Origin of the sequence: Bdellovibrio sp. ArHS (genome assembly GCF_000786105.1) — a bacterium.
Lineage (GTDB): Bacteria > Bdellovibrionota > Bdellovibrionia > Bdellovibrionales > Bdellovibrionaceae > Bdellovibrio.
Genome location: NZ_JTEV01000012.1, coordinates 20,782 through 33,166, shown reverse-complemented (window position 1 = coordinate 33,166; position 12,385 = coordinate 20,782). Strand labels below are relative to the sequence as shown.

11 protein-coding genes are annotated in these 12,385 nt (G+C 46.3%); 4 read left to right on the top strand and 7 right to left on the bottom strand.

All coding sequences use genetic code 11. The annotated features are described in order from the left end of the window. Nucleotides 1-28 precede the first annotated feature (28 nt). The 4 genes from OM95_RS06450 (at nt 29) to OM95_RS06435 (ending at nt 6,130) form a co-directional block, all read left to right on the top strand. Nucleotides 29-1,036 carry a TIGR01212 family radical SAM protein gene (locus OM95_RS06450; RefSeq protein ID WP_291515709.1) on the top strand — a complete coding sequence of 336 codons (1,008 nt, stop codon included), beginning with the start codon at nt 29-31 and terminating at the stop codon, nt 1,034-1,036. Between the two features lie 507 nt (nt 1,037-1,543). Continuing rightward, complete coding sequence (locus tag OM95_RS06445; protein ID WP_041871638.1) at nt 1,544-3,958, top strand: ribonucleoside-diphosphate reductase subunit alpha; 2,415 nt, start codon at nt 1,544-1,546, stop codon at nt 3,956-3,958. A 113-nt stretch (nt 3,959-4,071) separates the two neighbouring features. After that, entirely contained in the window at nt 4,072-5,070 is a 999-nt protein-coding gene (locus OM95_RS06440) for a ribonucleotide-diphosphate reductase subunit beta (RefSeq protein ID WP_041871954.1), read from the top strand. Between the two features lie 136 nt (nt 5,071-5,206). After that, on the top strand, nt 5,207-6,130 hold the full coding sequence (locus tag OM95_RS06435; RefSeq protein ID WP_041871636.1) for a hypothetical protein: 924 nt from the start codon (nt 5,207-5,209) through the stop codon (nt 6,128-6,130). Between the two features lie 55 nt (nt 6,131-6,185). Here OM95_RS06435 and OM95_RS06430 read toward each other — a convergent pair whose 3' ends face one another. The 7 genes from OM95_RS06430 to OM95_RS06400 all read right to left on the bottom strand — a co-directional run bounded on the left by OM95_RS06430 (nt 6,186) and on the right by OM95_RS06400 (nt 12,384). Then, a complete protein-coding gene (locus OM95_RS06430) occupies nt 6,186-6,656 on the bottom strand; it encodes a hypothetical protein (RefSeq protein ID WP_041871634.1) in 471 nt (156 codons plus the stop codon). A gap of 63 nt (nt 6,657-6,719) precedes the next feature. After that, nucleotides 6,720-7,637: an HTTM domain-containing protein gene (locus tag OM95_RS06425; RefSeq protein ID WP_291515707.1), complete on the bottom strand. Its 918-nt coding sequence runs from the start codon at nt 7,635-7,637 to the stop codon at nt 6,720-6,722. Next, nucleotides 7,634-8,200: a hypothetical protein gene (locus OM95_RS06420; RefSeq protein WP_041871631.1), complete on the bottom strand. Its 567-nt coding sequence runs from the start codon at nt 8,198-8,200 to the stop codon at nt 7,634-7,636. The genes OM95_RS06425 and OM95_RS06420 overlap by 4 nt, the downstream gene beginning before the upstream one ends. After that, entirely contained in the window at nt 8,166-9,680 is a 1,515-nt protein-coding gene (scpB, locus tag OM95_RS06415; RefSeq protein ID WP_291515705.1) for an SMC-Scp complex subunit ScpB, read from the bottom strand. The genes OM95_RS06420 and scpB overlap by 35 nt, the downstream gene beginning before the upstream one ends. A gap of 2 nt (nt 9,681-9,682) precedes the next feature. Beyond that, nucleotides 9,683-10,681: a segregation/condensation protein A gene (locus OM95_RS06410; RefSeq protein WP_041871628.1), complete on the bottom strand. Its 999-nt coding sequence runs from the start codon at nt 10,679-10,681 to the stop codon at nt 9,683-9,685. Between the two features lie 15 nt (nt 10,682-10,696). After that, nucleotides 10,697-11,725, bottom strand: a complete 1,029-nt coding sequence (trpS, locus tag OM95_RS06405; protein WP_291515703.1) for a tryptophan--tRNA ligase — start codon at nt 11,723-11,725, stop codon at nt 10,697-10,699. Continuing rightward, nucleotides 11,722-12,384, bottom strand: a complete 663-nt coding sequence (locus OM95_RS06400) for a site-2 protease family protein (RefSeq protein WP_041871625.1) — start codon at nt 12,382-12,384, stop codon at nt 11,722-11,724. The genes trpS and OM95_RS06400 overlap by 4 nt, the downstream gene beginning before the upstream one ends. Nucleotide 12,385 lies beyond the last annotated feature (1 nt).

The window sequence follows — 12,385 nt, the reverse complement described above, 5'->3', positions numbered from 1 at the left end:
CCCGCAGTAGAAACTTGTACAAGAACCTATGGAAAAAGGCTGGTTAGGACTTCCCTATCATACAATCAGTGAGCACTACAATAAGCTCTTTGGCGAAAAGGTTTATAAGGTGCCGGTCTCGGTGGTGGATGATTGTCCGAATCGACGCGGCCTTAAAGGTATGCAGACGTGTGTTTTTTGTGACGTCTGGGGTTCCGCCGCCAACGCCGAAAGTCTTTCCATGGAGCTGCGTCAGCAGATTGAAACCTATCAATCCAAGATTGGCGCCCGCTATAATGCCAAAGCTTTTTTGATCTACTTCCAAGCCTACACCAACACTTTCACCAAAGTCTCAGCTTTGCGGCATAACTTTGATGTGGCTTTGTCTTACCCGTGGGTGAAAGGCTTCACTGTCGGCACCCGTCCCGATTGTCTGTCTAAATCCGTTTTGGATCTTTGGCAGGAGTATCATGAAAAATCTTTTGTCGCTGTCGAACTGGGCGTGCAGAGTTTTTTCAACGATCAACTGGAGTTCATGCGCCGAGGACACACGGCCGAAGCTTCTTTAGAAGCCATTCATAAAATCGCCGCGAACACCAAAGTGGATCTGGGAATTCATTTGATCTTTGGAAATCCGGGCGAGACGGATGAACACATTGTTAAAACAGCCGAGATCGTGAACACGCTGCCCATTACGAACGTGAAGCTGCACAATCTGCATGTTCTAAAAAACACGCCTCTGGAAGGTCTTTATCACAACGGTGAATTTTCACCTATCGATCGGGAAACCTATGCTCAGCGCGTGGAGCTTTTTTTACAGCATCTTTCCCCGCGCTTTGCCATGCACCGACTGGCCGCTTATTCGTCGCGGTGGGATGAATTGATCGCGCCCGAATGGACCAAAGATAAAATGGGCACGCATCAGTACATTATTGACTATCTGCGAGCGCGAAAATCCTATCAATCACAGAATTTTTTAGCGGAAAACGCGACAGATCTAGAGCTACAGTCCGTTTTACGCCAAAAATCTGTCCCGGTGTCGCCAACGCATGCTTAGTTTCTGTACAATTTAAGATCGTGTAAGATCAGTACAGAGAAATTCCCGTTTAAAACAGCTAAAAACAGACTTTTCAAGCTGGACTTTGGTTTTACGAGGTAAAATCACCAGCTCTTGCTAATTTTGTTTGCAGCATATTTATGTCAAGCGCTTCACCTAAACTGCTTAATTGATGAGCAATGTCACAAAAAAGTTGGCGTTATCGCAAAAAATATTCTTGCAACTTCGAAGAAAGAATTACACAGTTGGAATTGAGATCGATACCCGCCTTATTGATGAGGCACCTGAAAGAGACCCCTAGATATAGGGGTTAGCCGAAAGAAGAACTGACGGCCACTTAAGGGAGGTTGACGAGTAACAACTCTGGACCAACAGCTAAGGATTAGCGATTCAGTCTCTAAAATAACACACATTTATATATTGAGCCACGAGCTGATTTTTTACGAGGGGTGAAAAATCGGCCGGGGATTTTTTTGCCCAAACGGAACGGGGCAGAGGGGATACATCATGTTGGAAACAACAGCTCACATCATGAGAGTTAAAAAAAGAGATGGCACGCTAGAGCCGGTCGACGTTACGAAGATCGTTGAGCGCGTGACTCGCAACTGCCAGGGCCTGACTCAAGTGGACCCACTTCGTGTTGCGACAAAAGCCATCAGCGGTCTTTATGATGGCGCCACAACAAATGAACTTGATAATCTTTGTATTCAAACAGCCTCCCTGTTGATCGGCGAAGAACCTGAATATTCTCGTCTGGCGGCTCGTCTTCTTTCTATCTATATTGATGAAGAAGTTCGTTCTCAGAAAATCCAATCTTTCGCAGACTCAGTGGCTTTCGGTCACTCCGTAGGTCTGTTGTCTGAGACGACTTATAAATTCGTGGAAGCGCACAAAGCGGCTCTTTGTGCTGCGATCGAGCCTTACCGCACAGATCGTTTTGAATACTTCGGCCTAAGAACTGTTTACGATCGCTATCTTTTGAAAAATCCAACTTCTCGCCAGGTGTTTGAGACTCCTCAATACTTCTTCATGCGCGTGGCTTGCGGTCTGGCTCAATCCGTAGAAGAGGCTATCGAGTTCTATCGTCTGATTTCTTCTCATGACTATATGGCTTCCACGCCCACCCTTTTCAATTCCGGCACAACTCGTCCACAGATGTCTTCTTGCTATCTTTTGGATTCCCCAGAAGACGACTTGAAAGCGATCTACGACAAATACTCTGACATTGCGTTGTTGTCTAAGTTTGCCGGTGGTATCGGCGTAGCTTACTCTCGTGTCCGTTCTCGTGGTTCTTTGATCAAAGGAACAAATGGTCATTCCAATGGCATCATTCCTTGGTTGAAAACCATGGATTCTTCCGTCGCGGCTGTAAATCAAGGTGGAAAGCGCAAAGGCGCCGCCTGTGTATACTTGGAAACATGGCATGCTGACATCGAAGAATTCCTTGAAATGCGTGACAACACGGGTGACGAAGCCAAGCGTACTCATAACTTGAATTTGGCGAACTGGGTTCCAGACTTGTTCATGAAACGCGTGGAAGCAGATGCGATGTGGTCTCTTTTCGACCCACGTGTAGTGCCTCACTTTGTTGACACCTATGGTCCTGAATTCGAAGCGGCTTATGCTGAAGCTGAAGAGAAAAAAATGTACGTGAAACAAATCAAAGCTCGTGATTTGTACTCGCGCATGATGAAAACGCTGGCGCAAACTGGAAACGGTTGGATGACGTTCAAAGATGCCGCGAATTTGAAAGCAAATCAAACTGGCGAACCAGGCAACGTGATCCATCTTTCCAACCTCTGCACAGAGATTCTGGAAGTGACTTCGAAGTCTGAAACAGCTGTTTGCAACCTGGGTTCTGTGAACTTGGGACGTCACGTGGAAAACGGTCAGTTCAACTTTGAAAAACTGGCGAAATCCGTGCGTGCGGCTGTAAAATATTTGGATCGTGTTGTTGATATCAACTTCTACCCTATCCAAACGGCACAAGACTCCAACCACAAATGGCGTCCAGTGGGTTTAGGTGTGATGGGTCTTCAGGATGCTTTCTTCCAATTGAAACTTCCTTTTGATTCCGCAGCGGCTCGTGATTTGTCGGCAAAAATCCAAGAAGAGATTTACTACAATGCGCTAGTGACTTCTTGTGAACTTGCTGAACAATTCGGCCCTCACGGTGCTTATGAACAAACAAAAGCAGCCAAAGGCTTGTTGCAATACGATCTTTGGGGCGTGACTCCGTCTCAACCAGAGCGTTTTGAAAAATTGAAAGAAAAAATCAAAAAGCATGGCTTAAGAAACTCTTTGATGATTGCGATTGCGCCGACGGCGACGATTGCCTCTATCGTGGGTTGCTACGAAGCTATTGAACCGCAAGTTTCCAACTTATTTAAACGTGAAACACTTTCTGGTGAGTTCATGCAGATCAACAAATACTTGGTCTCTGATTTAAAAGCTTTGGGCTTGTGGAACGAGGACCTTCGCAATGAAATTAAGATTCAAGATGGTTCTATCCAGGATGTTGCGGCTATTCCTCAACAATTGAAAGAATTGTACCGCACTGTTTGGGAAATTCCGATGAAGTCTTTGATCGATATGGCGGCGGATCGCGGCGCTTACATTGACCAGGCTCAGTCTTTGAACTTGTTCATGGAAAGCCCCACTATCGGTAAAGTTTCTTCGATGTACATGTATGCATGGAAGAAAGGTGTGAAGACGACTTACTACTTGCGCTCTCGTCCTGCGACGAAGATTGCAAAAACGACAGTGAAGTCTGGAAGCAACAGCATGGATTTATCAGCAGACGCGGTCAACACCGTGGATGCAGCTCCAAAAGCTGAAACTGCACCTAAGAAAACTTACACAGATGCTGAAGTGATTGCTTGCTCTCTGGAAAATCCAGAGGCTTGCGAGGCTTGCCAATAAGCGGGGAAAATCCCGCAAAAGTGACGGTGTCCCTCGGGGACACCGAAACTGAACAGCGACCTCGGTCGCGTAAAACCGCTCCCCTGGAGCATTTTTTTTCGGAGAACGTTTTTATGATTTTAGATCCCGGCTTTAACTTAACTCTGCGCCCTATGAAATACCCCGTTATGTACGAAATGTACAAAAACGGAATCAAAAACACTTGGACTGTTGATGAAGTAGACTTTTCAACCGACCTGGTGGACCTTCATACAAAACTGACACCAGCAGAAAGACACTTGATTTCTCGTCTAGTGGCTTTCTTTGCGACAGGTGATTCTATCGTCGGCAACAATTTGGTTTTGAACTTGTACAAACATGTGAATGCACCAGAAGGCCGCATGTACTTGTCACGTCAGCTTTACGAAGAAGCTTTGCACGTTCAGTTCTATCTGACTTTGTTGGACACTTACATCCCAGACCCTGAAGAGCGCACGGCGGCCTTCGCTGCTGTTGAAAATATCCCGTCGATCAAAAAGAAAGCGGATTTCTGCTTTAAATGGATTGATTCCATCAACGAGTTGGACTCACTTCAAACCAAAGAAGATCGCCGTCGTTTCTTGATGAACCTGATCTGCTTTGCAACTTGCGTGGAAGGCTTGTTCTTCTATGCCGCTTTTGCTTACGTTTATTTCTTGCGCTCAAAAGGTTTACTAGCGGGTCTTGCTTCCGGCACAAACTGGGTCTTCCGTGACGAATCCATGCACATGGCTTTTGCCGTGGAAGTTATCAAGACGGCGCGCAAAGAAGAACCAGATCTTTTCAACTCACAAATGGAAGACATGGTTGTGCAAATGCTTGAAGATGCGATCGAGTGCGAGATGGAGTTTGCCAACGACGTCCTTCACTTGGGTGTTGCCGGTCTTTCTGCAAAAGACATGCGTCAGTATCTTGAGTACTGCGCCGACCAACGCCTGGAGAGCTTAAACATTGCTCCACGCTACAACGTGAAAAATCCATTCGCGTTCATGGAGCTTCAAGATATGCAGGAACTTGCTAACTTCTTTGAAAGACGTGTTTCTGCTTACCAAGTCGGTGTCAGCGGTGCCGTTGCTTTCGACGAGACTTTCTAAGTAAACGACTTAGGATGCTGCGGCGCCGATGGCGCGGAAGCTGGACTCCTCTTCGGGTCGCTATTAACATGGCGGCCTAACAGGAAGTGCTGATATAAAAAACACAATACTTTGGACCTTATTCTTTCTGATCTGTATGGGGGTGGGATTTCTTCACGGAGTTCTACCCCAAGGTCTTTCCCGATCTTATTTTATCAGTCCCACAAAAATTCAAATTTTTACCACTGATGAAGTTTTCTTTCCCTTAGAAATTCGCAAAGAACTTGAAGATGAACTCAACGTGAAGTTTTCAGTCACAATCACCCGAGATTGGGATGCGATTTTAGCCAACACCGTGGCAAGCCCCGCCGTGGACATCATCTTCTTGCCATCGTTCTGGGCGAACACTCTGGCTCGACAAGATCTGCTCTTAGATATCGCGCAAACCCGCCGGGGTCTGCAGAATCGGGTGGCTTCAGACTTCCTGTCGATCAAATCAACAGGCGCTTTTCACTTTTTTCCTTTTTACTGGATGAAGACTGGTATCCAAACCTCCAAGGAAGAAAGTTTTACCGAGTTTTTAAAAAACAAGTCTGAATCTTTCCTGTTACTTCTGGCTGATGAAGATCTGCTCTTAAAACACTTTCAACTTTGGAAAGAACAAGGGCTGTTAAATGAAGTCCTACAAAAGAAAGTTCTAACCCTTCAGCTGGATCAACTAGATCGGGATCTTCCTGAAGAAGGTGCCATGGAAGGACCTTTAAGTCTGGAATCCAAAGAGACGAACACATCTTTCGTAAGCGCACTTCTTGTCTGGGGGGCCGCGATTCCGGTCAACTCTCCCAATAAGGATTTGGCTTTGGAAATTCTTGAAACCCTTAGTTCCACTGAACGCCAGGAAAGAACTTTACTCAAAACACCGTTTAATTCGGCTTTTTCAACAGTGACGGCGAACTCGATTCCTTTGAATCGACGCGCGGATTTTATTCGTGATTTAAGATTGAAGGACACCATCATCCTTGAGACGAAAGATCAGGATGCCAAGAACAAGCTAAAGAATGATTTCAATTTAATTCTTTAATAGCTACGCAAATGTGAACGAAGGACAACTTGCGCCAGGGCTATTAGACGAGCTCTTAAGGTTTTATCAGAGTTAAACTTGAGGCGCCTTGAACTTCGTTCACAACCAGTGTGCCCGCCGAATCATAAGCGTAAATAATCACCTTCAGGCCGTAAGAACCCGAAGCAATGGAATCCAGATTGAAGGCAAAATTAAACCGTCCGTTTTTACAAGTCGCCGTATTACTGCCCGTATTTAGATCAATGATTGTTAAAGCAGAACCGCCATTCATCAAATAAATGCGATGATTGGCGTACGTCGACACATAACATTCACCAGAAATATCCGCCTTTGTTTGACCGGCTGTCGCCGTGATCTGAGGAGTATCGACCTTCAAAAAAAGTTCTTCTGACTTTGGAGTTTTATCGACCGCGTGAGTGGAGGGATCATCCTTTTGATCTGTCAGTAAGGAATTGCCTTGGATTGGCGAACACGCTGCCAATACGGTCAGGCTTAATAAAGCTGCTCCCTTAACTAAAGATTTCATAGATCCCCCACTTATCCAGGATAAATGAGAGATCGGAAGACTTGGACCAGAAATTAAATAAATCTAATTTTGAGACGCAAAAAGAGCCTTGGGCCCTTTTAAAGCGCGTTCCAAAATGAGAGGGTCCACAAAAAGGAAGTACGTCGAGACCATTGTCGTCGCAAAAGGTCCTAACCCCATGAAGATCCCAATGCCCGCATGGAAAAACACCCCCAGAATCAACCACAGGTTGCGCGTCTTAGGCCAAGCCACCATCGCTGGGAAATAGATTTCAAAGATGATCGTCAGATAAGCGATCACCGGAATGATCCAAGGAATCGTTCTGAGGAAAGAAAAATCGAAGGTCGTCATTTGCGGATTGGCCATCACACTCCAAAGAGCGGTTCCATCCCACCAGCTTCCGCCTTTAAGTTTTTCCCAGCCCGTGTAGGCATAAAGAACGGAAATCTGAACCTGCATCATGCGAATCATGACAGAGCTTAAGACATCCGAAGACTTAAACGTGTTCTTTTTACGCAGCAAATTTAAAACACTCAAACGCTCACAGGATTGAGTGAAAGACATATAAAACAGGAAAAGAGCGGCAATGATATCAGCGCCAAAATTCACCGAATAGTTTCGCTGAATAAAACCCGCGTCGATAATCCAGGCGGCCCACATCAGCCATCGCCCACCGATTCCCAATGTCAGTAAAATCAGGAAAACGATCAGCAATGAGTGCATGATCATATTCAGGGAATCAGGCCAAAACGCCCAAAGAAAGAGCGGCCGATATAGCTCAGGCATTACTTCCAAAGCCATAGGGCGCGAGATCCAGGCATTCTCGCCGTAGTAACCAAGATTGAAGGCTCTGATGGCATAGAGATAAACCATCGTGCCACAAAGCAGAATGCGCATATAGGCCAAACCCAAAAGGTTCTGAGGCGCAAACCAAAACTGATCCCACTTTTGCCAAAGACTTTTTAAAGACGTTTTCATCATAACGCCTCCTCGTCCGCACCACCGGTGCAGGAGTAATATTCACGCACGTACTGCAATTCTTGAGAAAGATCCTTGACCGTTTCGTCCCTTCTTAGAACCACTTGATCTAAAGGAGGCACAGTCTCTATCACGTGCTCCATTTCCACGGAACTGGCGCCGGGATACTGCTTACAAAGCCAGGGGCCATAAAGTAATCGCAGACGTTTAGGCTCAATCACCATAAATCGCATGGCATAGAGTTCCCGCTTTCGGGTGGCATTGGAAATGCCTTTGTTCTTTTCGGCGGGAAAATAGCCCTCAACAGGCTCTTGAACGTCGTTGCCTTCTTCGTCTGAAAAACGAACCGTATAACGAACATACATGGTGTGGGCAGGATCTGGAGAGAAGAAATTCCAGCTGGCGTTCAGCCCCACAGTATTGGCGTAGGGCGTGATAAAATTCGCTGTCGCTCGCCCAAAGTAAGCGCCTACGTTGGGCATAACGAACATAGTAAAAATGTTATAGACAATCCAAAGGCTTAATAAAACCTTAAACGGAAGCATCCCCTTCTTCGTCAATGTCATCAGCTTCTCCTAGGAATGGCAATTCCTCATCTTCCGCTGACTCTTCATCGCTGTCAGCAAAAAGTTGATCATCAGAAGCTTCATCCATATCCGTGTCGTTATCAAAAGATTCGATAGCTTCGGTAAGCTCCTTAGAAACTTCCCCCTCTTCCATCATCTCTTCAGATTCCGCAGCCTCTTCCGCCAGCAAAGCTTCTTCGACACTATCGCCTTCTGAAGCAGCTTCAGCAGAAGCATCTGCTGAACCCGGGGTTGATTTCATAAACGTCGCTTTTTTCTCTGCGGCCATCGCCACAAGGGTGGTTCCCGCTGCCAAAGCTTCATCGTACTTCTTCAACCAGTTTGCGTCTCGAGTTGAAACCGGTTCGCCAAAGGCCAAGGCATCACGAATATTCTGAGCCCGTTCCTGATCGCGTTTTTCCGCCTGACGACGCTTTTCTTCTTCGAAGAAGTTGGTGGTTGTCGCAATATCTTCAAGCTGCTCTTGAATTTTCATCAACTCGTCTTCACCTTGCGAGTAAGCACCCACAAAAGTTTCCGACATTGAATCTGTGATCGAAGCCAGAGTTGGCTTTTCTTCAGCTTGCTGCTCATCAATACCTTCAGGCAACAATTCATCGATCTGAGACAAAGTCGGAAGTTCCTTGATCGAACGAAGACCAAAGATTTCCAGGAATTTTTTCGTCGTTCCGTATTGCATAGGACGACCAGGAAGTTCGGATTTACCTTCAAAACTAACAAGATTTTTTTCCATCAAAGCGCGCAACAAGTGACCGGATTCCACGCCGCGGATTTCGTCGATTTCCGCTTTTACGGTCGGTTGTTTATAAGCCACGATCGATAGAACTTCCAAAGCTGGACCGGAAAGCTTGAATTGACGAGCTTTCAAAGTGCGCTTCAGGAATTCCATATTGTCGATTTTAGTACGCAGTTGATAACCGCCGGGAACTTCTTCCAAGGTCACACCACGACGCCCACCTGCATATTCCACAGCCAATTGATCCAGAGCTCGGCGGATTTTGTCGCCGCGGATATTTGTGCCTTTAAAGAGCAGCTTTAAAGAGGCCAAGCTGACCGGACGATCACTTGCAAAAAGCACACTTTCTACGATGCTTTCCAGACGCTCTTCTTCAACGAACTCGACTTCTTCGATTTCGGCGGAGTCAAAATTATCAAGCTCTGTTCCTTCAACAGAAACATCGTCGTCTTCAGAAGCTTCCGCTTCCATCTCGGCAACGTCGTCTTCGCTGGCTTCCGGAAGGAAACCTTCGGTTTCTTCTTCCTCGTTTAAAAAGACGGAAGCATCGGATTCGATACCATCAAGTTCCATGTCTTCGGACGCATTGTCGTTTTCTGATTCAGAAAGTTCAACCGCTTCGACTTCAGCTTCAATTTCCGTGGCTTCAACTTCCACATCCATCACTGCCGTATCAGTTTCTGCTTCAACTGGTGCTTCAAGATTTTTCTTTTTTCTGGCCATCTTTATACTTCCGTTGCGTCGTCTTTAAATAGTTCGTTTTCCATTGCTAGGATTTCGTCATCCGTGGCGATATCTAGACCTGATTCCAGGGCTTCCGCTGAGGAACCGTCCTCAATAAAACCCAATTGCATTTGCGGGTTGGCTTCTTCCAACTTATCTTCCGCATCTGTCAGAAGGAAATCCTCATCCTCCTGAATCTTTTTAGACTCTTCCATCATCTTTTCAGCGACCTGGTCTGCGCGCATAGAGTCGTACTCTTCCACTCGAGCCAAGACATCCGTTTCGATTGGTTTTTTCGCATCCACCCAGATGTCCGCATACGCTTCCGTCTGGTAAAGACCTACAAAACCCATTTTTCCAAGTTCTAACAAAGACAAGAACGTGATTAAAGCCTGGCGTGCACGGTCTTCTGTCGCCGTCACCAATTCCATCATCGTCACGCGTTGGCCCACGATCAAACGATCTTTGATCTCTAAAACGCGGCTGGCGATCGATTGTGCCTTCGCGGCAACCTGATGAACTTTCTTCTTAACTGAGCGCAAAACTTTGCGATAGGTCGAAATCAAAGAAAACAGCGCATTTTCTTCTAAAATAATCTCTTCTTCTTTTTGATCCAAAGATTCGCGAGTTCCTCGCAACCAGACATCACGTCCAACCAAAGGACGTTCGTAAAGAAGTTTGGCCGCTTCCTGATACTTTTGATACTCCAAAAGTTTTTGCACAAGTTCTTTGCGCGGATCTTCCGCCTCTACAACCTCGCCATTTTCATCATATTGAGGAAGAAGCATGCGGGATTTAATTTGAATCAAAGTAGAAGCCATCGCAACGAATTCGCCGGCGACTTCCAGATCTAATTCCTTCATCAATTTGATATAATCAAGATACTGCTTGGTGATCTCATGGATTTTAATATCCATGATGTCCATTTCTTCTTTACGGATAAGATAAAGAAGAAGCCCCAGCGGTCCTTCGAATTTAGGCAACTGAACTGTAATACTCATGAAATTGGATCCCCTCTACCATTTCATACTGGAACGAACTATCTCTAACGTCTTTTGGGCTTCCTTGCGCGCTTTGTCGCATCCAGCGTCGATGATTGAATCAAGCTGACCTGGATTATTCAACAACTCTTTTTTCTTTTCTCTTGGGCCCGCCGAAAGTTTTTCGATGTTGGCAGCCAACCGAGCTTTACAATCTCCACAACCGATTCCTGCAGAGCGACATCCTTGTTCGACCCAGGCAATATCTTCGGCGGAGGAATAAAGTTTATGATAGCCATACACCGAGCACTTCGTCGGCTCCCCCGGATCTTCGCGACGAACGCGTGCCGGGTCCGTGACCATCAAATTCACCTTTTTTTTCAAATCTTTTTCGCTGTCTTCCGTAAGGAACAAAGTATTTCCGTAGGATTTGGACATCTTGCGCCCGTCAAGACCTGGCACCAGAGGAATCTCGGTCAAAAGAGGATTCATTTCTGGCAGCTTTGCTTTGTACAAGTGGTTAAAGCGACGCACCAATTCACGAGCTAGTTCCAGATGCGAAACCTGATCTGCACCTACCGGCACAGCGTTCGCACGATAAATAGCAATGTCGGCCGCTTGTAAAACCGGATACGCAAAACGACCCAAGTTATGAGTGTCGTTGGCTTTCATTTCCTCAATGGCGTCTTTCCACGTGTTCACACGCTCTAGCCAACCCATCGGAACCATGTTCGCAAAGATCATGAAAAGTTCCAGGTGCTCGGGAACGCGACTTTGAATAAAGATCGTCGCTTTCTCGGGATTGATGCCCCAAGCGATAAACTCGGCCACCATTTCACGAGTCCACGGGGTGATGTCTTTCGGTGATTTGTAGGCAGTGGTCATACCATGCCAATCCATCGCCCCAAAGAAACACTCGTGCTCGTTTTGCAGATCCAACCAGTTTTTCAGCGCTCCCCAGTAATGTCCAATATGCAAACGACCTGTCACTCGCATTCCAGACATCACACGCAATTTTTTCACCGGAGTTGCAGGTGGTGGGGTTTGTACGACGTCAGAACTCATATACCAAAGCCCCCTAAGGCAAGACCAACAAGGCTGTTATAGCTCCAGAAAACCGGAATCGCGAGAATGCGCAAAGCACCGGTTAAAACCAACGCCATTAAAATCATGCTGGTAATATGCTCGTTTTGTTCGAGCTTATAATTTAATTGAGCTGGCAGAAAGCGCGCTAAAACTTTTCCGCCATCCAAAGGGTGAAGTGGCAGAATGTTAAAAAATGCCAGGAATAAATTCGTGACGATAAAGGTCTTTAAAATCTCAATCAACCCGCTGGCGTAAGACGCCCCCAGGAAGTACTTGGCAACAAGCGCAATCAACGTCGAACCGACAACGGCGAGAAGAATATTTGAAAGCGGACCCGCTAAAGCGATCCAAAACATATCCACCCGGGGGTTCTTCAGGTTGCGCTCATTCACGGGAACCGGCTTCGCCCAGCCGAAGAAGATCGGCGTCGCCAAAACAATAGAGATGATCGGCAGCACCAAAGTTCCAATCATATCCATGTGCGCCAAGGGGTTCATCGTTAAACGCCCCATCATCTCCGCGGTATTGTCACCGCGGCGACGCGCAACCCAACCGTGGGCATACTCGTGAAAACAGAGTGCAAAAAGAAACGGAATAAAATAAATACCAATCTTGGCGCCAATCTCGACGAAATCCATA